This window comes from Mycobacterium sp. E2479 (genome assembly GCF_001667925.1).
Taxonomy (GTDB): Bacteria; Actinomycetota; Actinomycetes; order Mycobacteriales; family Mycobacteriaceae; genus Mycobacterium.
Genome location: NZ_LZJR01000128.1, coordinates 26385 through 45591, shown reverse-complemented (window position 1 = coordinate 45591; position 19207 = coordinate 26385). Strand labels below are relative to the sequence as shown.

21 protein-coding genes and 1 pseudogene are annotated in these 19207 nt (G+C 65.9%); 15 read left to right on the top strand and 7 right to left on the bottom strand.

Annotated elements, in window-relative coordinates; all coding sequences use genetic code 11:
• Nucleotides 1–12: 12 nt before the first annotated feature.
• The 9 genes from A5686_RS18850 to A5686_RS18810 all read left to right on the top strand — a co-directional run bounded on the left by A5686_RS18850 (nucleotide 13) and on the right by A5686_RS18810 (nucleotide 7865).
• Nucleotides 13–612, top strand: a complete 600-nt coding sequence (locus tag A5686_RS18850) for an amino acid synthesis family protein (RefSeq protein WP_067937433.1) — start codon at nucleotides 13–15, stop codon at nucleotides 610–612.
• The gene (locus A5686_RS18845) at nucleotides 609–1850 is read left to right on the top strand and encodes an amidohydrolase family protein (protein WP_067937431.1); all 1242 of its coding nucleotides are present in this window, start codon (nucleotides 609–611) and stop codon (nucleotides 1848–1850) included. The genes A5686_RS18850 and A5686_RS18845 overlap by 4 nt, the downstream gene beginning before the upstream one ends.
• A 6-nt stretch (nucleotides 1851–1856) precedes the next feature.
• Nucleotides 1857–2060, top strand: a complete 204-nt coding sequence (locus A5686_RS18840) for a ferredoxin (protein ID WP_067937429.1) — start codon at nucleotides 1857–1859, stop codon at nucleotides 2058–2060.
• Between the two features lie 3 nt (nucleotides 2061–2063).
• Nucleotides 2064–3239: an NAD(P)/FAD-dependent oxidoreductase gene (locus tag A5686_RS18835; RefSeq protein ID WP_082947707.1), complete on the top strand. Its 1176-nt coding sequence runs from the start codon at nucleotides 2064–2066 to the stop codon at nucleotides 3237–3239.
• A 104-nt stretch (nucleotides 3240–3343) separates the two neighbouring features.
• Entirely contained in the window at nucleotides 3344–3595 is a 252-nt protein-coding gene (locus A5686_RS18830; RefSeq protein WP_197520632.1) for a hypothetical protein, read from the top strand.
• Nucleotides 3596–3606: 11 nt separating this feature from the next.
• Nucleotides 3607–4440, top strand: a complete 834-nt coding sequence (locus tag A5686_RS18825) for a hypothetical protein (RefSeq protein ID WP_067937424.1) — start codon at nucleotides 3607–3609, stop codon at nucleotides 4438–4440.
• Nucleotides 4441–4465: 25 nt separating this feature from the next.
• On the top strand, nucleotides 4466–5500 hold the full coding sequence (locus A5686_RS18820) for a dihydrodipicolinate synthase family protein (RefSeq protein ID WP_067937422.1): 1035 nt from the start codon (nucleotides 4466–4468) through the stop codon (nucleotides 5498–5500).
• 107 nt (nucleotides 5501–5607) lie between these two features.
• Complete coding sequence (locus A5686_RS18815; RefSeq protein WP_067937420.1) at nucleotides 5608–6387, top strand: SDR family NAD(P)-dependent oxidoreductase; 780 nt, start codon at nucleotides 5608–5610, stop codon at nucleotides 6385–6387.
• Nucleotides 6384–7865: an NAD-dependent succinate-semialdehyde dehydrogenase gene (locus A5686_RS18810; RefSeq protein ID WP_067937417.1), complete on the top strand. Its 1482-nt coding sequence runs from the start codon at nucleotides 6384–6386 to the stop codon at nucleotides 7863–7865. Before A5686_RS18815 ends, A5686_RS18810 begins: the two co-directional genes overlap by 4 nt.
• Nucleotides 7866–7925: 60 nt before the next feature.
• On the opposite strand, the gene A5686_RS18805 is transcribed toward A5686_RS18810, so the two are convergent.
• The gene (locus tag A5686_RS18805; protein WP_067937415.1) at nucleotides 7926–8453 is read right to left on the bottom strand and encodes a lipoprotein LpqH; all 528 of its coding nucleotides are present in this window, start codon (nucleotides 8451–8453) and stop codon (nucleotides 7926–7928) included.
• A gap of 127 nt (nucleotides 8454–8580) precedes the next feature.
• Here A5686_RS18805 and A5686_RS18800 point away from each other — a divergent pair, with 127 nt between their 5' ends.
• From A5686_RS18800 to A5686_RS18790, 3 genes and pseudogenes are all read left to right on the top strand, one after another.
• The gene (locus tag A5686_RS18800; protein ID WP_067937413.1) at nucleotides 8581–8934 is read left to right on the top strand and encodes a helix-turn-helix transcriptional regulator; all 354 of its coding nucleotides are present in this window, start codon (nucleotides 8581–8583) and stop codon (nucleotides 8932–8934) included.
• Nucleotides 8922–9971: pseudogene (gene arsB / locus A5686_RS18795) on the top strand (ACR3 family arsenite efflux transporter); the annotation flags it as partial. The gene A5686_RS18800 and the pseudogene arsB, both read left to right, overlap by 13 nt.
• Before the next feature lie 44 nt (nucleotides 9972–10015).
• Nucleotides 10016–10429: an ArsI/CadI family heavy metal resistance metalloenzyme gene (locus tag A5686_RS18790; RefSeq protein WP_067937511.1), complete on the top strand. Its 414-nt coding sequence runs from the start codon at nucleotides 10016–10018 to the stop codon at nucleotides 10427–10429.
• A 14-nt stretch (nucleotides 10430–10443) separates the two neighbouring features.
• Here the strand turns inward: A5686_RS18790 and A5686_RS18785 are convergent, their stop codons facing one another.
• From A5686_RS18785 to A5686_RS18775, 3 genes are read right to left on the bottom strand one after another with little or no spacing between them, the layout of a single operon-like run.
• Nucleotides 10444–11172, bottom strand: a complete 729-nt coding sequence (locus tag A5686_RS18785) for a hypothetical protein (RefSeq protein WP_067937409.1) — start codon at nucleotides 11170–11172, stop codon at nucleotides 10444–10446.
• On the bottom strand, nucleotides 11169–12047 hold the full coding sequence (locus tag A5686_RS18780) for an LLM class F420-dependent oxidoreductase (protein WP_067937407.1): 879 nt from the start codon (nucleotides 12045–12047) through the stop codon (nucleotides 11169–11171). Before A5686_RS18780 ends, A5686_RS18785 begins: the two co-directional genes overlap by 4 nt.
• Nucleotides 12044–12826 carry an SDR family NAD(P)-dependent oxidoreductase gene (locus tag A5686_RS18775; RefSeq protein ID WP_067937405.1) on the bottom strand — a complete coding sequence of 261 codons (783 nt, stop codon included), beginning with the start codon at nucleotides 12824–12826 and terminating at the stop codon, nucleotides 12044–12046. Before A5686_RS18775 ends, A5686_RS18780 begins: the two co-directional genes overlap by 4 nt.
• A gap of 260 nt (nucleotides 12827–13086) precedes the next feature.
• Between A5686_RS18775 and A5686_RS18770 the strand changes: the two genes are divergently transcribed.
• Nucleotides 13087–13983, top strand: a complete 897-nt coding sequence (locus A5686_RS18770) for a hypothetical protein (protein ID WP_082947704.1) — start codon at nucleotides 13087–13089, stop codon at nucleotides 13981–13983.
• A gap of 3 nt (nucleotides 13984–13986) precedes the next feature.
• On the opposite strand, the gene A5686_RS18760 is transcribed toward A5686_RS18770, so the two are convergent.
• Nucleotides 13987–14841 (bottom strand): sulfurtransferase, encoded by an 855-nt coding sequence (locus tag A5686_RS18760; RefSeq protein WP_067937401.1) that lies wholly within the window; start codon nucleotides 14839–14841, stop codon nucleotides 13987–13989.
• Nucleotides 14842–14952: 111 nt separating this feature from the next.
• Here A5686_RS18760 and A5686_RS18755 point away from each other — a divergent pair, with 111 nt between their 5' ends.
• Nucleotides 14953–16035 carry a hypothetical protein gene (locus A5686_RS18755; protein ID WP_067937399.1) on the top strand — a complete coding sequence of 361 codons (1083 nt, stop codon included), beginning with the start codon at nucleotides 14953–14955 and terminating at the stop codon, nucleotides 16033–16035.
• Between the two features lie 89 nt (nucleotides 16036–16124).
• A complete protein-coding gene (locus A5686_RS18750) occupies nucleotides 16125–16493 on the top strand; it encodes a hypothetical protein (protein WP_231986418.1) in 369 nt (122 codons plus the stop codon).
• A gap of 3 nt (nucleotides 16494–16496) precedes the next feature.
• Here A5686_RS18750 and A5686_RS18745 read toward each other — a convergent pair whose 3' ends face one another.
• Both A5686_RS18745 and A5686_RS18740 read right to left on the bottom strand, forming a co-directional pair.
• Entirely contained in the window at nucleotides 16497–17642 is a 1146-nt protein-coding gene (locus A5686_RS18745; RefSeq protein WP_067937397.1) for a glycosyltransferase, read from the bottom strand.
• A gap of 355 nt (nucleotides 17643–17997) precedes the next feature.
• Nucleotides 17998–19188: an AAA family ATPase gene (locus A5686_RS18740; protein ID WP_067937395.1), complete on the bottom strand. Its 1191-nt coding sequence runs from the start codon at nucleotides 19186–19188 to the stop codon at nucleotides 17998–18000.
• Nucleotides 19189–19207: the final 19 nt, after the last annotated feature.

The window sequence follows — 19207 nt, the reverse complement described above, 5'->3', positions numbered from 1 at the left end:
TGGAGGCGACCGGTGGAACAACGACCCGGGCTGATCGTTCGTAAATCCTTTGCTGTGGTCGACGAGACCCGGCTCGTTGCAGGGCGCTCTGATGGCGCGCCGTTACGCAAGGTGGCCGTGTGTGCGATCGTCAAAAATCCATTCGCCGGGCAAGGATTCGTCGAAGACCTGTCTTCGCTTGTCGAGGCATCCCAGCAGCTGGGGACATGGCTCGGAGTCGAGGCGGCGCGGCTACTGGGTGAGCCGGTCGAAAGCTACGGCAAGGGCGGGTTGGTCGGCGTCGACGGAGAGCAGGAACACATCAACGCGGCGTTGACGACGATCTTCGGCAACGCGTTGCGCGACGCCGTGGGTGGCGGCAATGCGTGGATCACCTCGGTCACCAAGGTCGGTGCGCCAGGGGTAGTGATCGACATTCCGCTGGCTTACAAAGACGAGATTTGGGTGCGCAGCCACTACGACGCGGTCGCGGTACACCTTCCCGATGCCCCCCATCCCGACGAACTGGTGGTGATCGCCGCTGTCGCCAACCGCGGCCGCATCAACGCGCGGGTCGGTGGGATGACAGTCGAGGAGGCCCGGGAACAGGCGCGGGAAAAGGCATCGGTGTGAGCACCCTCGCCATCACCGGCGCCGGCGCCGTTCTCTCCGGTGATCTGGACGAGCCCGTTCTCGCTGACGCAGACAGCGTCGTCTGCCGCGAGGGCGTAATTATCGCGGTCGGTCACCACGCCGACGTGATCGACGAAATCGACAGTGCGGATTCAGTTCTCGATGCACAGGGCAGCACGGTCGCGCCCGGGCTGATCGACTCGCACTGTCACGTAGTGCTCGGTGACTACACGCCCCGACAGAAGACGGTCGACTTTTTGGCCAGCTACGTCCACGGGGGAATCACCCGGGTCATCTCTCCCGGCGAAATCCATGCGCAGGGGCGGCCACACACCGCGTTGGGTGTAAAGGCGTTGGCGATCGCGGCGAAGGAGTGCTTCGACAATTTCCGGCCAGGGGGAATGACCGTTCACGCGGGCGCGGTGGTGTTGGAACCGACGCTTCAGGAGGAGGATTTCGCCGAGCTGCAGCGCGCGGGAATTCATCTGGCCAAATTCGGCTTTGGCGCCTACGCTGACCCGGCCGATGGTGCGGATCAAGTCCGGTGGGCGCAACAGCATGGGATCACCGTGATGTGTCATTCGGGCGGGGCGAGCATCCCCGGCAGCAAACCGATATCGCCGGAGCACCTGATGACCCTGCGGCCCGACGTGTGCGGGCACATCAACGGCGGGCCCACCGCCCTGGCGGAATCTGGGGTCGACCAGGTCATCGAGCAGACCGCGATGGCGCTGCAGCTGGTGCAGGCCGGCAACTTGAAGTCGGCGGTTCGCATCCTGCGCAAGGCCGAAGACTGCGGACAGCTGCGCCGCGTCGTCATCGGTTCCGACACGCCCACCGGCACTGGCGTGATGCCCTTGGGAGTGATCAAAACAATCGCCGAGCTGTCCTCGCTGTCGGGGATGGATCCCGCTCGGGTGTGGGCAATGGCGACTGGCAACAACGCTCGCGTCTGGGGGTTGGAAGCTGGGTTGATCTACGAAGGGGCCGCCGCCGATTTCGTCATCATGGACGCGCCGTGGGGTTCTACCGCACCCGACGCGCGGGGAGCACTGGCGATCGGCGATATCCCGGGCATCAGTGCCGTGGTGTGCGGCGGCGAGGTGACCGCCCTGCGCAGCCGTAATACGCCGCGGGCGGCACGGCTCGCAACCATCGAGCCGGAGCTGCGGCACCTCGAGGATGCGCAGGCAATCCCTGCCGCGTTAACCCCGAAACTTGTTGCTGGGAGGAGATAAACACAGATGGGCTTGAAGGTGCGAATCGATCTGACGGCGTGCCAGGGCTATGCCTGCTGCATGATGGAAGCGCCCGAACTGTTCGACCTCGACGACGTCTCCGGAAAGGCCGTACTGTTCACGGACGATCCGCCGGAAGAGCAGCGGGCGCGTGCTGCGGACGCGGCCCGCGCCTGCCCCGCCCGCGCCATCACCGTCGAGAACGGCTAGCTGGTGCGCCAGGTCGTCATCGTGGGCGCTTCGCTGGCCGCAGTGCACGCGATCGAAAGCCTCCGCGAGAACGGATACCAAGACCGGATCACGCTTGTCGGGGCCGAACGCCATCTCCCGTATGACCGCCCGCCTCTGTCGAAAGACGCTTTGCGCCTTGGTCCCGACGTCGACAAACTGTTGCTCAAGCAACCAGCCTGGTATGCATCGCACAACGTCGATCTACGTCTTGGCCGACCCGCCGTGGGCCTGGACGCGCGCCGCCGCAGGGTGCAACTGGCCGGCGGTGCGCACCTCGACTACGACGGGCTGATTCTGGCCACGGGGTCGCGTGCGCGCCGGTTTCCCCTCTTCGATAGCGACGCACACGCTTACACGGTGCGCACCCTCGACGATGCGACAGCGCTGCATACGCAATTTGACGCGGGCAGCCACCTCGCGGTGATCGGTGCGGGGTTCATCGGACTCGAGGTCGCCGCGACCGCGTCCGCGCTCGGAATGGACGTATCAGTGGTCGAAGCGGCACCAACTCCGTTGACCCGGGTGCTGGGTAGCGAGGCGGGTCACTGGTTCAAGCGTCGGCATGAGAGTCATGGCGTAACTATGTACTGCGAAAACATGATCACGCAGGTCGAGACCAACGGATGCGGCTACAAGCTGCACTTGCGGGACGGAACGGTGCTTGCCGCCGATGTGGTCTTGGCGGGAGTGGGCGCGACGCCCGCGACGGACTGGCTACGGGGTAGTGGCGTCGCTGTGTCCGATGGCGTGGTCTGTGATTCGCAACTGCGCACGAGTGCTCCCGGTGTCGTCGCCGCCGGCGATATCGCGCGTTGGTACAACCCGTTATTCGGCGAACAGATGCGCGTCGAACAGTGGAGCAACGCGGTCGAGCAGGGCCGAAAAGCAGCCCGCACGTTACTCGGACACGCGGGTCCCCTTGCGTCGATTCCCTACTTCTGGTCCGACCAGTTCGATGCCAAGATCCGTTTTGCCGGACGCACCGACGGCGCTGAACATATTCACATGCGGCAAGACAACGACACATCGATGGTTGTCCTCTTCGGAGCCGGTGGGCTGATCCGCGGCGCGCTGTGTGTGAATGAGCCGCGAAAACTAGCGCGCTACCGTGCCGCGATCGCCAGGCGGACCCCATGGAACGACGTGATCGCCGAGTAGGGGGCGTCCACAAGCGGTTTCACCCCAAAGGGTGACGCGAAACCCGGTGCGCCTGCGTACCGTTTCGACTGGGACCACGGCGCCGGAAGGAAGACCGAGAGCAGGTGTACGCGCTTCAGAGATTGTTGTGGGATGTGCGGAAGAATCCCACCCTCGCCGAAAGGTTCAGGGCTGATCCGAATGGCGTTCTCGACGAATACCACATCGACGGAGAGGAACGCGTTGCCATGGCTTCCCTGGATCTGAAAGCCCTGTACGACGGTGGCGTCAATCCATATCTGCTCTACTTCTGCGCGCTGCAGATTGGCGTCGATCGGGCCGAATATTACGGCCGCATACGTGGAGAGATCGGCTGAGGAAGCATCAGATGGGAAAAATTGTCGGTGCATTCACCGCCTCGCATGCCCCGGGCCTCACGGGTTTTCCCGACCGGGCACAACCAAGCGAGCGCGCGGCCGTCCAGGATGCCTTCGCCGAAGTGCGACGGCGGGTGGAACAGCTCGATCCCGATGCGGTGATCGCTGTGTCCGTCGAACATTTCACCAATTTCTTCCTCAGTAACCTGCCGGCGTTCGCGATCGCCACTGCTGAGTCCTACCTCGGCCCGGTGACCCCGGAGATGGCCGCGTTCTTGCGGGTCGAACAACGGCAATACCGCGGTTGCCCGGCTCTGGGCGAGCACCTCTATCGATTCGCGCTGGAGTCGGACTTCGACCCCGCGATGGTCGGCGGAGAGCTCGAATTCGACGAAAACTTCTGCGTGCCACTGGAGTACATCGACCCACAGTCACGGCTGCCGTTGGTGCCGGTGATCGTCAACGGTGTCAACCCGCCGTGCCCCACGATGGGACGTTGCTATGACTTCGGAACCATGATCAGGGCCGCGGTGGAGGCGCAGAGCATCGCCGAGCGGGTCGTCGTCCTGGGGACGGGCGGGCTGTCGCACTGGGTCGGCATGGCCGAATCCGGCCGGGTGAATGAGCGGTTCGACCGTGATTTTCTCGACCGGATGGAAAGCGGCGATCGTCATCGCCTGATCGATTACAGCCAGGCCCAGATCGAAGCGGCGGGCAACGGGGCGCACGAGGTGCGCACCTGGCTCGTCGCCGCCGGCGCCGCGGGGGCGGCGTTCGAAACACTTACTTATCAACCAGTTTCGGCATGGCTGACCGGGACGGCGATCGCCGCCGCCCGACTGTAGCAATGAAAGAAGGAGCGCAGAAAGAATGAACAAGCTGCCAAAAGTGACCGGACGCGAGATGCGCGGAGTCATGGCGTATCCGCCGACACCGGCGCTTCCCGGTGCCGAACGTGTCGATGCCACCGACACCGTCGACCTGGCCGAGACCGAGCGGATGATCCGCATTCTGATCGAAGACGGTGTGGACGCCATCGCGCTCAACGGCACCCTCGGCGAATGCGCCACACTGACTTTGGACGAATGGAAGAGTTTCGCCGGCTGCGTTGCCGAGACCGTCAACGCGGTCAACCCGGACTTTCCGGTGTTCATCGGGACGACAACGCTGAACACCCGTGACACGGTGGCCCGGATGAAGTACCTGGCCGATCTTGGCATCACCGGCACTCTCCTGGGGCGGCCGATGTGGGGGAGCATGGTCGCTCCGGTCATGGAACGCTTTTATCGCGATGTGGCCGAGGCGGTTCCAGAACTGGCGATCGTCGTCTACGACAACACCGCTGCCTTCGGCGGTGTGATCCCACGGGTTGTGTACCGCACGCTGGTGGAACTGCCCCAGGTTGTCGCGGTGAAGTACGCCGGTGGGGCATCGACGGGTTTTCGCTACCACAACGACATGGCCCACACCGGTACGTGCTTTCCTTTGATGCCGATCGAAACCGATTGGCTACCCGCATGGGAGATGTACGGCGAGGATCTGGTGGGCATGGCGTGGTCGTCGACGACCGCGTGCGGTCCGGCGCCGGTCTTGGCCCTGCGCGACGCCCTGCGGGAGGGCAGGATCGACGATGCTCGGTGGCTGAACGAGCGGCTGCGCTGGGCGCACGAGCCGTTTCTGGTCGGCCAGGACTTCATGGAGTTCTCGAAGTACAACGTTCCCTTGGAGAAGATACGCGTGAACGAAGCGGGCTATATCCATGTCGGCAAGTGCCGGCCACCCTACACCGAGGACTTGGTGCCGGAGGTGCACGTCCGGGACACCAAGGAACACATCGGACGCTACCAGCAGGTGATCAAGGAGGTTGGCGACAGGTTCGGTGTCACGCACACCGTCGAGAAGTAGGCCGGGCACCTTTAGTGGATCACGTGGCGCCGTCGGAGCGCGGCCACGCGCTCCGACGGCCTGGCCAATGCTGCTGTGGCGGAGGCGGAAAGGAAGAGGTCAGTTCAGTGACCGGTGGATTGTCCGGGGCGTCGATGCTGGTGTGTGGCGGGGGCTCCGGCATCGGCCGCGGCGTCGTCGACGCGTATGTCGCAGAGGGTGCCCGGATCACGATCATCGAGCGCTCCACAGAGGCGGCCGCGCGGGTACGTCGTGATCATGGCAGCGCCGTACGGCTCATGGTCGGCGACGCTACCGATGCGGCAACGCTGACCGAGGCGGTCGACACCGCGGTGAGCGGCTTCGGCGGGCTGGACAATGTGACCTGCTGCGTCGGCGTGTTCGACTTTTACGCATCGCTGCGAGACATGAGCTTGTCCGAATTGGCAGTCGCTGCCGAAGAGTCCTGGCGGGCAAACGTTCTCAGCGCCTTGCTGGCGGTAAGTATCGCCTACCCGCATCTGCGGCGCCGGCGTGGCTCGGTCACGCTGACGCTGTCCGAGTCGGCCTTTCATCCCGTCGGCGGTGGTGTCCTGTACGGAAGCGCGAAATGGGCCCTGCGCGGGCTGGTCTCGCATCTGGCTCGGGACCTCGCCCCGGAGGTCCGCGTCAATGGTGTAGCGCCAGGCGGCACGACCGGTACAAACTTCGGGGGATTGCGGGCGCTCGGACAGACGGAGACCGCCGGCACCGTCGACGGCCGCGACGAACGCATACGGGCGAACACCCTTCTGGGGGTCCTGCCCACCCCGTCCGACCACGCCTGCGCCTACGTGTACTTGGCGGATACGTGCAAGTCCCGCGTGCTCACCGGGGTGGTCATCAATACCGATGGCGGTAAGGCATGACCGCGGGGGTGACCGGTCTCGTACCGCCGAGCAACGCTGCGGAAGTGATCGACTCGGTCCCCACAAATCTGTGGATCGGCAACCGACAGGCGGAACCCTGCAGCGCTCGTCGGTTTGACGTCGTCGATCCCGCTACCGGCGCACTGCTGGCCCGAGTAGCCGATGCAGGCCCGACCGACGCGATGCGCGCGTTAGACGTCGCCAGTAGGGTTCAGCCGATGTGGGCGGCGACCCCGGCCCGGCAGCGCAGCGAAATCATCTGGCGAGTCTTCGAATCGGTGATCAGTCGCGCGGAACAGTTCGCCGCCGTGATGACGCTCGAAATGGGCAAGCCCCTCGCGGAGAGCCGCAAGGAGGTCGTCTACGGCGCGGAGTTCTTACGCTGGTTCGCCGAGGAAGCGGTCAGGATCGGAGGGCGCACGGCAGCCGCGGTCGCCGGACCGGGCCAGATCGTCGTGACCAAGGAACCGGTGGGACCGGTGCTGGCGATCACGCCGTGGAACTTTCCACTGGCGATGGGCACTCGCAAGATCGCACCGGCGCTGGCGGCGGGCTGCACCATCATCGTCAAGCCCGCCCCGGAAACCCCTCTGACGATGCAGTTACTCGGTCAGGTCTTCGCCGACGCGGGACTTCCCGAGGGGGTGTTGTCGATCTTGCCCACGTCGTCGGCCGCAGCGTTGTCCGAACCCCTGATCCGGGATCCGCGATTGCGGAAGCTGACGTTTACCGGTTCCACACCGGTGGGCAAGCACTTGGTCAAGTTGTCGGCCAACCGCCTGCTGCGGACGTCGATGGAGCTTGGCGGCAACGCTCCGCTTCTGGTCTTCGAGGACGCGGATCTCGACACCGCAGTGCAGGAAGCCGTCGCCGCGAAGTTCCGCAATGGAGGGCAGGCCTGTACCGCCGCGAATCGCTTCTACGTCGCGCAGCAAGTGGTCGAGGAGTTCGTCGATCGACTGGTGAGCTGCGTGTCGTCGCTGCGGCTCGGGCCGGGAACCGCACCCTCGACGGACATCGGCCCGTTGATCAGTGCGCGGCAGGTCACTGCGGTCGCCGCGCTCGTCGATGACGCCACGGCTCGTGGCGCGCGCATCAGGGCTGGCGGCAAGGCGCCGGCCTGCACGGGGTACTACTACGAGCCAACGGTGTTGGACACGGTATCGAGTAACGCCCGTCTGCTACGCGAGGAGATTTTCGGCCCGGTTGCCCCAGTGGTCTCCTTTGTAGACGAGGATGAGGCGATCGCGGCGGCGAACGATACGGAATACGGGCTCGCGGCTTACGTTTTCAGCCGCGATGTGCGGCGGATCGCACGGGTCAGTCGCGCGCTGAAGGTGGGGATGATCGGGGTGAACCGCGGGGTCATCTCCGATGCCGCCGCACCGTTCGGCGGAGTCAAAGAATCCGGATACGGGCGGGAAGGGGGTCTAGAGGGCATCGATGAGTATTTGGACGTCAAGTACATCGCTCAGTGACCGTCGCGCCGGCACCGAGAAGTGACTTGCCATCCACGGGCGCTCGGGCTCGGGGCAAACCTACGGGCACGTCACGTGGATCCCGAAGGTCACGTCCCGCAAACCGCTTTGGCCGGGCACGGTCGCCTGGCCCGTTCCGGTAACCGTATAGCCCTTGCCGACCTTGGTTGCTTGGACCTGGGTGGGTGATTTGGTTCCCGGGTAAGGCAATTGGTATCGGCCGTCGTCCAGCTTGAGCGAAATGGCGAAGCCGTCGACGCTGGGCGGCTGCTCATCGGAGATGGCCAGCGACACCGATGCGGCATCGTCGTGCACGCTGATCCGGGTGGTGAGGTCACCGGATTCCGGGGGCGACGCGCTCGGCTGCGCCGCCGATCGCGTGCAGTCCACCGCGGCGATGATCGTGTGCCTGTTTCCATCGATCATTACCGTTGTGCTTGCCAACGGCGGACCCGAACTCGTTGCGGTGGCTCGGTGATCCTCCTTGCCGGAACAGGCCGGCAGGCCGGCCGCCAACGCCGCCAGGCCGAGCGCAGCGGCCGCGCGAACGACCGACCGCTGGCTGCGCCGATTGTCGGCATTGGTCATGGCACTCCCTTGGACTAGGACGTCACGAGGACTATAGGACGGCTTCGGTTCCCCCGCCTGACTAGAACCGGGGTACTGGAGAAACTCCACTGTGGCGTTTTGATTCGATATGTGTTTATATAGATGAATGTCAAATCAATCGGGCTGTTGCCCCGCGTTGGGGACGGCGGCGTTGGCCGAGCCGCAGGCCGCGGAGCTGGCCGCGATGTTCAAAGCGCTGAGCGATCCCGTGCGGCTGCGATTGTTGAGCCTGGTCGCCAGCCACCCCGGTGGCCAGGCCTGCGTCTGCGAGATCTCCCAGACATTCGACGTATCGCAGCCGACGATCTCCCATCACCTCAAGACGCTACGGTCGGCGGGGCTTTTGGACTGCGAACGGCGCGGCACCTGGGTGTACTACTGGGTGGTTCCCGCTGCATTGCAACAGCTTTCGTCGGTGTTGAGCGTCGACGTACGGTCGGCCGCGGAATGCGGGATATGAGCTCGACCGGCACGGCGATGGGCGCCCGGCTGTCGACATTGGATCGGTTCCTGCCGGGATGGATCGCGATCGCCATGGTCGCGGGGCTGTTGCTCGGCCGGCTCGTCCCCGGCCTGGGCCGGGCCGTCGGCGCCGTTGCAGTCGACGGTATCTCGTTGCCCATCGCAATAGGCCTGCTGGTGATGATGTACCCGGTGCTGGCCAAGGTGCGCTACGACAAGCTCGAAGGCGTCACCGCTGACCGCAGGCTCATGATGGCCTCGGCGGCGCTGAACTGGCTGATCGGACCCGCCGTGATGTTCGCTCTGGCCTGGCTGATGCTGCCGGATCTGCCGGAATACCGTACCGGGCTGATCATCGTGGGTTTGGCGCGCTGCATCGCCATGGTCATCATCTGGAACGACCTCGCGAGCGGCGACCGCGAGGCCGCCGCGGTTCTGGTCGCGCTGAACTCGATCTTCCAGGTCGTCATGTTCGCCGCCCTGGGCTGGTTCTATCTGTCGGTGCTGCCGGGCTGGCTGGGGCTGAGCACAACTGATATCGACGTATCCGCTTGGCAGATAGCGAAATCCGTACTTATCTTCCTGGGTGTGCCACTGCTGGCCGGATACCTGTCGCGACGTCTCGGTGAACGCGCAAAAGGCAGCAACTGGTATGAGAGTCGCTTCCTGCCCCGGATCGCTCCGTGGGCACTGTATGGGTTGTTGTTCACCATCGTCATCCTCTTCGCGCTGCAAGGACGACAAATCACGTCCCGGCCGGGGGATGTAGCGCGGATCGCGTTGCCGCTGCTGGCGTACTTCGCGATCATGTGGGCCGGGGGATATGCGCTTGGAGTCTTGCTGCGATTGGGATACGCCCGCACCACCACGCTGGCATTCACCGCCGCCGGCAACAACTTTGAACTCGCGATCGCGGTGGCGATCGCCACCTACGGCGCTGCGTCGGGCCAGGCTCTGGCCGGTGTGGTCGGACCGCTCATCGAAGTCCCTGTCTTGGTCGCCCTCGTCTATGTCTCGCTGGCCCTGCGACCGAGATTCGTTGCTGAGATTCCCGAATGGCCGGCGAAAGGAAGGTAATCATGTCACGTGTTCAACTGGCCCTCAACGTCGACAATCTCGACGAGGCAATCACGTTCTACACCAAACTTTTCGGAGTCGACCCGGCCAAGGTCAAACCCGGTTATGCCAATTTCGCCGTCGCCGAGCCACCGCTGAAATTGGTGTTGCTGGAGAACCCCGGCCACGGCGGCACGCTGAACCACCTCGGCGTCGAGGTTGGTTCCAGCGACAGCGTGTATAGCGAATCCCAACGGCTCGCCAGCTGCGGGCTGCTGACCGACGAAGAGACCGACACAACGTGTTGCTTCGCCACGCAGGACAAGGTGTGGGTCAGTGGCCCGAGCGGTGAACGGTGGGAAATCTACACGGTGAAGGCCGACTCCGAGACCTTCGGGCCCGCCGACCAAACGGAGCGCACCTGCTGCGCCTCATAGGCAGCGGTCGCGGCCTACGGCCAGGCTTCCCAGCTGACCATGCTGCGCAGCGGGCCGGCGAATATTGGATGCACCGCCGTTGAACGCCAACGCTCTTCGATGACGGGCGCCAGCGCACCGACGATGGTCAGCGGATCCTCGTCGAGGTAGACCACGGTGATGTACTGGTGATCGGTCCGCCAGCCGCGGGGCAGGTGGCCCCACCCGGCGCTGGAACCGAAGGTCCAGGCGCCGGCCGTGCCCGGCCTCGCGAGCAGGGCCGGGTAGTGCTCGGCATGCAGCCACTGCAGCCAGTCGTCCGGCCGGCCCTCGGCGGGTTCCTCGACGATCAGCACGACGCCGCGATGCGGCCGAAACGGCACCACCTCGGGGGACACCAACGCGTGCGGCGACGAATGCCACTGCAGCAGGCGCAGGCCGGCCACCTGCAGCGACGGTCGCACCACCGGAAAGCGACCGTTCTCGCGCAAGGTGCGGCCGAGCGTGACGAAGTCGTCGAAGGTCTGCTCGACGGGATCGCCGACCAGGTAGTGCACCGCGTTGCCGATCTCACCGAGCGGTCCGTCTGCGGCCAGGCGGTGGTTGGGGTAATCGCCATCGGCGATCCACCGCAACCCATGCACGATGCCGGGCAGCTGATATTGCTCGGGCATGTGGTCCAGCAGGTGCCAACGCAGATAACTGCCGTCGTCCTCGGGTGCTGCGGCGGTGAGGCTGAATATTCCTGCCCTGACCCGCGTCACGCCGAGCCACCGGTCGTGGGATGGAGTTCGGCGAGGGCCTGCAGGCTCTCCAGGTAGTGCTGCAACGAGGTGTGGCGGAAGGCTGCGTTGACGATGGTCGCGCCAGCCGCGATGGTCTCGTCCAACAGGTCGCGGGTCTTCTCCGGCTTGCCGATCGGGTCGAGCAATGCGGGAGCGGATAAGACGATATCGAATCCGGAATGAAAGTCAAAGCGGCCCAGCCAATCCCGGACCTGCTGCAGGCTCACGTTGAAGGGGGCCCAGCCGTCGGCCAGCGTTGCGGCGCGGCGCAGGGATCGCAGCGTGCGCCCGCCGATCCAGATGGGTACGTGCTCCTGGACCGCGCAGGGATCGACGACCATCCCGCCGAACGAATAGAACTCGCCATCGTAGGCCGGTTCGTCGACCGACAGCGAGGCGCGCAGGGCCCGCAGCGCGTCGTCCGCGCGGGGGCCACGGTCGTCGAAGGGCGCGCCGATGAGCTCAAATTCTTCTTCGAGGCTCCCGACGCCGACCCCAAGAATCAGCCTGCCGCCGCTGATCTGGTCCAGGGTGCCGTAGCGCTTGGCGATTTCGAGCGGATGGTGATAGCCGAGCACCAGCACGTTGGTGGCCAACCGAATTCGTTGGGTGCGGGCGGCCAGGTAGCCGAAGGTGGCAAGCGGATCCCAATAGCGGGTACCGCGGCGGGCCCGCCCGGCCGCGGGCAGCGCGATGTGTTCGCTGCAGGTCAGGTGGTGGTAGCCGAGCCGGTCTGCGGCCTCGGCGATGCGCGCCAGATCCTCGATGGTCGCCGTCTTTTCCCACTCACCGCTGCTGCCTGGAAACATCGTCACCACCGGGGTCGCCACCGACAGTTTGGCGGGTCCGCTCATCCCTGCATGTACCCTCCGGCGTCGACGGGAATCGATTGGCCTGTGATGGTGCGGCTTTCGTCGCTGGCGAGGAATAACGCGAGGTTGGCGACGTCCTCGGGCGAGGAGATATCCTGCAACGCAACGCCTTTGAGCTGCCTGGCACGGATGGTTTCGGCGTCCACGCCCTGCTCGTCCGCGGTGCGTTGCACCCATTTGCGCCACAGTTCGGTGTCGATGGCCCCCGGCACGATGCAATTGCACCGGATGCCGTGCGGGCCGACCTCGATCGCGACGGCCTTGGTGAACGCGCGCAGTGACGCCTTGGCGGTGACGTAGTGCGTTTTGCGGACCATCCCCGCGTAGCTGGCTGTGGAGGAGAAGTTCAGGATGACGCCGCGGCGGCGCTGCAGCATCGACCGGTTGAGAACCTCGCGGGTGCACAACATCGCGGCCGTGACGTCGATGGCGATGGTGGCGTTCCAGTTGTCCAGCGTCTGCTCCCAGATCCAGTGGTCCTGTCCGGGTGCGGCGGCGTTGTTGCACAAGATGTCGACGTGGCCGAACTCGTCGACCGCGTGCCCCACCATGGCGGCGACGTCGTTTTCATCGGTCACATCGGCGCGCATCGCGATGGCGCCGGGACCGGCCGCCTGCGCAGCAGCCTGGACCAGCTCTGTACGCCGCGCGGCCAGCAACACCTTGGCGCCTTCTCGGACGAACAGCGACCCCAGCACCGGTCCCAGGCCGCTGCTGGCGCCGGTGATGATCGCGACCTTGCCGTCGAGCCGGCCGGTCATGACGCAGTCAGTTTGCGGGCAGGCATAGTTCGAGCCACGCGTGGATTAGTTCGGCGACCGCCGGCCGCCCAGGGTCGCGCATCATGTCACGGCTCATCATCATGTTGCATGAAACAAATGTCATCTTCGGCTCCCGAGCCCAGATTCCTGTGTGTGCCGTGCTCCCGGCTTCGCGGCGACGCCGCTGAGACTAACCGCTGGCCAGACGTAGAGGGCCGGAATCGGCAAAGCGGCGTGAGCCCTTCCGCGTCATCCGCGTCGTGGCGTTTACTGTGTCGGTGGGTGGTGGCGCGGATCGCGGCGAACGGCGCACGCTGGTGTTGTCCGCCTTTCCGGGTGAAGCCGACGCGGTGCTGTCGCACACCACGCTCGATCCCGATCCGGTGGTCGTCGCCGACCGTCGGCGCTTTTACCTTGGATCGATAAGCGGCAAGAAGGTGATCGTGGCGATGACCGGCATCGGCCTGACGAACGCCACCGACACCACCGAGACCGCCTTCGTCCGCTTCGCTGGTGGGTCCGCCATTACGATTGGTGCAGTGGTGTTTTCGGGCGTCGCCGGAGGGGGCGGCCGCACCAGCATCGCGGATGTGGCGGTACCGGCGCGGTGGACATCAGACGGCGGCAAGACATTTCATTCGGTTGACCCCGGAATGCTGGCCACGGCAGCCAGACTGTCCGTCACTTTGGACAACGCTGCCGGGCTCATCAAACTGCGGCACCGGCCGCAGGTTTTCGCCGGCGGCGACGGGTGCAGCTGGGACAACAACAAAGGGGTGGCGTTCCCGTGCATCCCGCACGGCGGCAGCGTTTTCGGCTGCCAGCCCCGCAGCACGCCCGGTCATTCATTGCTGTATTCCGGCAACTTCTTTCGGGCGACGGGCCCCTGGCTGAGACGCGCCCTGATCAGCAACCTGAATATCGTATCGGCGGCAGACCCGGCCTTCGACGCGACGGACATGGAGACCGCGGCCGCGCAGGCCGTGGTCGACACGCATGGTGTCCCGTTCCTTGGCATCCGGGCCATTACCGACGGGCCCGGCGATCCGCTGCAGCTGCCGGGTTTTCCGTTCCAGTTCTTCTGCTACATGCGGATCGCGGCGAAGAACGCCGCCCGGGTAACCGCGGCTTTCCTGCAGAGTTGGACCGGCTGCTGACCGCTACCCGGCGCCGCGTTCCACCGGATGGTCGGGATTTGAGCTCCACTCCGACCACGATCCCGGATACAGCGCGGCCTCCCGGCCCACCGCGGCGAGCGCGGCGATGGTGACCGTGGCGGTGACGCCCGAGCCGCAGTAGGCGGCCACCGCGTCGTGACGCTCGATTCCGCGATCGGACAACAGTTGTGCCAGTGAGTCGTCGTCGAAAAAGGTGCCGCCGGCCGTCAGCACCGAGCCGCTGGGGAGATTTCTCGCGCCGGGAATGTGGCCGGCGACGGGGTCGAGCGGTTCGATGTCGCCGCGGTAGCGTTCCGGTGCGCGCGCATCAAGCAGCGTCACAGTGTCTTCGGCGACTTGTTCGGCCGTCAGCGTGCGCCGCCCTCCGGCATACAGATCATCGTGCGGCACAGTCACATTCCCGGGCGTTGGGTTGACCGGCCCGGTCTCGAGGCTGTGTCCGGCCGATCGCCACGCGGCCAGGCCGCCGTCCAGAATGCGCACGTTGTCCAGCCCGGCCGCGGTCAACACCCACCACGCTCGTGCCGAACCCGCGCGATTCCAGTCGTCGTACACCACGACCAGGGCGTCCTGCCGGATTCCCCAGCTACGCGCGGCGGCCTCCACACTGCGTCCCGACGGCAGCGGATGACGGCCCCTGCCGGAGATCGTCTGGTCGCTGAGGTCGTCGTCGAGCGAGACGTACACGGCGCCCGGAATGTGCCCCTCGAGGTAGGCCGGCCGCCCGTCCGGAGCATCGACTCTCCACCGCACGTCCAGGATGGTCACCGGATCGCCGGCCCGGATGATGTCCGCCAGCCCGGCGGCGGTGATCAATACCTGACTGCGTGCTCCCACCTGATCCTCCTCGTCGGTTTGCAGCGAGCCTAGCCGCCTGGTTGAAAGCGTCCCCTTCCAGCAAAGTGTGACGTAGTGTGCTGGTGAGCAGCAGAGCAAACAGGAGCCGCAGTGGGCGAAAAATATCGCGTGGCGCATGTGGGCACCGGTTATACCGGGTCGATCGCGCTGCGAAAGATCCTGCGGTCGCCCCATTTCGACCTCGTCGCGCACCTAGTGCACAGCCGGGACAAGGTCGGCCGGGATTCGGGCGACCTGGTCGGGCAGAGCGCCGTCGGCGTCGAGGCGGTCGGCAGTGTAGAGGACTTTCTCGCGGTCGACGCCGACTGCGTGACCTATTTCGCCACGGTCTCCGGTCGTGACAGCAACGAAGTCGTAGACCACCTGTGCGCGTTCCTGGCAAGCCGGAAGAATGTCGTGACGCCCTCGTTCTTCGCGCTGTTTCATCCGCCGTCACTAGAGGACTCAGCGCGTGAGCGGCTCGAAGATGCGTGCCGCCGAGGCAATAGCTCATTGTTCGCTACCGGCATTGCGCCGGGCTTTACCAGCGACGTCCTCGCCGTACACGCGGCGAGCATGACCGATCGACCGACGAAAGTGATTATCCAAGAACGCATTCCCTGCGGCGCGTACCGTGTACCGGGGTTCTTCGCGGGGCTGGGGTTTGGCCGTACACCAGAACAGGACGCTGAGATTTACCGCGCGGGGGCGATGATCGGCCATATCGGGCCGCCATTGCGGCTCGTAGCGCAGGGGCTCGGGTGGACTGTGGACGACGTCCTTGAGTATCGCGATGTCGCCGTTTCCGAGCGTTCCTATAGCTTTGCGGCGGGGGAGATTCCGGCCGGCACGATCGCCAGCGTGCGGATGCGGTTCGATGCAATCGTGAACGGGCAACCGCGCGTGCAATTCTCGTCGATCTGGTCGATGCCCGACGAGCCGGTAGAAGACTGGCAGCCCGCGATCGCGGCGGGTAGCGCCGTTCGCCGGCTGACTCGGATCACGATCGACGGTGAGCCCCCCGTGCAGGTCGATTTCGCCCTCAACGGCGGAGATCTGCCCGGCTCGACGGCCACCGCTGCCCGCGTGCTGAACGCGATCCCTGCGGTCTGCGCGGCGAAACCCGGGATTCTCAGCGCGCTCGACATCGTCGTCGGGGCGGACGTGTCCTCTCGCGTGGACGGCACGTCGTGACCCGGGCTTGCATCTTGATCCTCATGGGCGCCGCATCCGCTGTCGCATTGGCGACCCCAGCGTTCGCGATGCCAAACACCCAGTGCGCCTTGACGACCCCCGTGCAGGAGGTGCGGCACCTCGCGCAAGTGCCGCCGGAGCTCACCAAACTCCTGCCGCCCATGGCCGACATAGGGGCTCCGTTCAATTCGACCGATTCGATCAGCGATCCAAACGCGCCGTTTCGCCGCCTGATTCGCGCCGGCAATCGCGGCAGCGACTGGTTCATCTGGTACGAACAAGGGGGCATCGGATCCTCTTGGCACGCGGTGATCGCCCACGTCGAACCGGGCGCCCGGCCGAAGGTCATCGCGAACGCCGGGACGATCTCCGACACCCTGTGCAAGCTCACCGACGGCGCCTTCGCCGGACGAGTTCCGCCCTACCCGCCGGGGACGTGGGCGGCCTCGGACTTCTGACCGTTAATCGGTCTGTTCGGCCTCGCCGCGCGGGTCGTTGAATGTCGGTGCGCCCAACGACGCCAGCATGCCGGTCGCGGCGCGGTGCCAGGTGAAGTCCTCGGCGCGGCGCCGGGCGGAAACGCGTCGCCGGCACTCAGGCCGACTGACGATGGCACTGATCGCTTTTGCGATGGCGGCCGGGTCGTTGTCGGCCGACGCGCCACTGTCCGCGGTGATGATCTCGTTGAGCGCCGACGTGCGGGAGACCACGGCCGGGGTTCCGCACGCCAGCGATTCCAGCGCGGCCAGCCCGAATGTCTCATGCGGCCCTGGCGCGAGCGTCACATCGGCCGACGCGAGCAGCTGTGCCACGGTGTTGCGGTCGGAGATGAAACCGGTGAAGTCGATCGGTAGTCGCGCGGCCTGTCGCTCTAGCCTGGGCCGCAATGGGCCCGCGCCCACGACCACCAACTTCGCGTCGACACCGGCGTGGCGCAGCGCGCCCAGCGCGTCGATGCTGCGGTCGACACGCTTTTCCACCGACAGCCGCCCGCAGTAGACCAGCAGCATCTGCGGTGGCGCGGCCCACTTTTCGCGCACTAGGTAGGAGTGGCGGCGAGGATGAAACGTCTGCAGGTCCACACCAAGCGGAACCGTGACGGTGTTCTCGGCACCGATCCGGTCGAATTCCTCGCGCGCGAAACCGGTGGTGCACACGACGGTGTCGTAGTTCGCGGCGGTGCGCGCGTTGGCCACGTCGGCGAACTTTTGTGCGACCCGACGCGGGAGTAGCTGTCCGACAAGGCGATCCAAGCGCTCGTGGGAGATCATCACCGTCGTGGCGCCGTAGTCGCGGCCCCAAAGCCCCAGCGATCGCAGGGTGAGCCGGTCCGACACCTCCAGCGCGTCGGGACGCAGCGCGGCCAGTAGCGCCTTGACCGGGCCCGGCATCACCGCTCGGTAGCCACCGGTGTAGGGAATCAGGCGGGCCGGCAAGGTGATTCGCACGACGCCGGTATACAGCTCGGCTCGTTCGGTGCGTTGGCCGGGGACGATCAAGAAGACTTCGTGCCCGCTGGCGCAGTATTCCGCGCCCAGCCGGTCGATTGCCGTGCGAAGGCCGCCGGAGCGGGGGCCATAGAAATTGGCGACCTGTACGACACGCACAACGTGAGGACACGCGGTTCTCGTGTGCACTCATCAATGCTGAACCGACGCGTGCCTGAACTCTGTATGAACTTCGCTAGCCGGGCGACGTTGACTGCCCGTTGGCGGCCCGAACCAGCGCTGTAGCGGGGCACGCAGGCCCGCTTCCTGTGCCGCGCCGAATTCGTCGGCTGAGTGTGCGTCCAAGGCTTTGAGTGTGAAGCCACGGCGGCGACACGCCGGGCGGCCCCGCCCAGGTTTCACACTCGGCGCCCAGGTTTCACACTCGACGCCCAGGTTTCACACTCGGCCCCGCCGACGGCGACGGGGAAGGGGCGACGGCGAAGGCGCCCGACGCGGCGAACGCACCCCGCGGCTAGCGAGTGCCCCAATCCCACCGGGGCGTCGTCAACAAGCTCTGACCGCTGATAAGCGTTTCGCCCCAGTCCTTGTAAAGCTCGATCTCGACGGCTTGGCCCTCGGCGATGGCCTCGATGTCTGCGACCGGCGTCGTGTCGAGAAAATCGAGCAGCGAGCGGGAATGAGTGACCACCACGACTTGCGTCTTCGCGGCGGTGGTGCGGATCAGCGAGGCCAGCGGGGCAACCAGGTCAGGGTGCAGCGAGGTTTCCGGCTCGTTGAGCACCATCAGCGAGGGCGGTTGCGGGCTCAGCAGGGCGGCGGCCCAAAGCAGGAAACGCAGTGTGCCATCGGATAATTCGGCCGCTCGTAACGCGCGCAGCATGCCGCGCTGGCGCAGTTGGAGATCGAACAGCCCGTCGTGGATGGCGACCGAGAGGGTGGCGCCGTCGAATGCCGCGGCGACGGCGCGGTTGAGGTCCTCGAACCCCGACTCGAGGATCGTCTGGATCGCGGCGGCCAGATCGCTGCCGTCGTCGGAGAGCACGGGGGTGCGGGTGCCCACCTGCGGGCGCCGCGCGGGCGCTCCCGCGTCGACTCGGAAGCCGTCGTAGAACCGCCAGCCGCGCAACCGTTCTCGCACCGCCGCGAGCTCGGGGAGCGCATGCGGGTGGGCGTATTCGGCGAGCACGCTGTGATACGACGGCAGGGATCGGGACAGCTCGTCGAAACCGCTGCCGGACTCCGCGCTGGCCTCGGCGAACACTCGGGACCGGCGCACCAGCGTCGTACTGGGCCGCAGCACGGGGCCGGCGAACAACACTTCCCGCTTGATCTCCGGATCGCGGGCGAACACCGATTTGCCGGCCGACTGCGGGATACCCAAATCCACCAGGTAGCCGAAATCATCGGCGGCGAAGCCCAATTCGAGTGACACGGGCCGGGTACGCACGGTGCCCTCGGTCTTCCCGGAGCGTCGAGCGCCGGCCGGCTGCTCGGGACCGGCCCACAGCACCGATTGCAGCCCGCCCTCCCGGGCGAGCGACCCGATGACCTCGCCGCGGCCGCAGTCCGCCAGCAGGCGCAGGGCGCGATACAGCGAGGATTTGCCGGCGCCGTTGGCGCCGGTGATCACCGATAGACGACCCAGGGGCAGTATGACCTCGCGCAGCGAGCGATACCCGCGAATCGCGACGGTGTGCAGCATGGGGCCGACTGTACGATCG

Coding starts and splice junctions, on each gene's coding strand:
- A5686_RS18840 (WP_067937429.1), top strand. CDS start 1,857: ATGGGCTTGAAGGTGCGAATCGATCTGACGGCGTGCCAGGGCTATGCC.
- A5686_RS18825 (WP_067937424.1), top strand. CDS start 3,607: ATGGGAAAAATTGTCGGTGCATTCACCGCCTCGCATGCCCCGGGCCTC.
- A5686_RS18820 (WP_067937422.1), top strand. CDS start 4,466: ATGAACAAGCTGCCAAAAGTGACCGGACGCGAGATGCGCGGAGTCATG.
- A5686_RS18810 (WP_067937417.1), top strand. CDS start 6,384: ATGACCGCGGGGGTGACCGGTCTCGTACCGCCGAGCAACGCTGCGGAA.
- A5686_RS18805 (WP_067937415.1), bottom strand. CDS start 8,453: ATGACCAATGCCGACAATCGGCGCAGCCAGCGGTCGGTCGTTCGCGCG.
- A5686_RS18800 (WP_067937413.1), top strand. CDS start 8,581: ATGTCAAATCAATCGGGCTGTTGCCCCGCGTTGGGGACGGCGGCGTTG.
- A5686_RS18790 (WP_067937511.1), top strand. CDS start 10,016: ATGTCACGTGTTCAACTGGCCCTCAACGTCGACAATCTCGACGAGGCA.
- A5686_RS18780 (WP_067937407.1), bottom strand. CDS start 12,047: ATGAGCGGACCCGCCAAACTGTCGGTGGCGACCCCGGTGGTGACGATG.
- A5686_RS18775 (WP_067937405.1), bottom strand. CDS start 12,826: ATGACCGGCCGGCTCGACGGCAAGGTCGCGATCATCACCGGCGCCAGC.
- A5686_RS18740 (WP_067937395.1), bottom strand. CDS start 19,188: ATGCTGCACACCGTCGCGATTCGCGGGTATCGCTCGCTGCGCGAGGTC.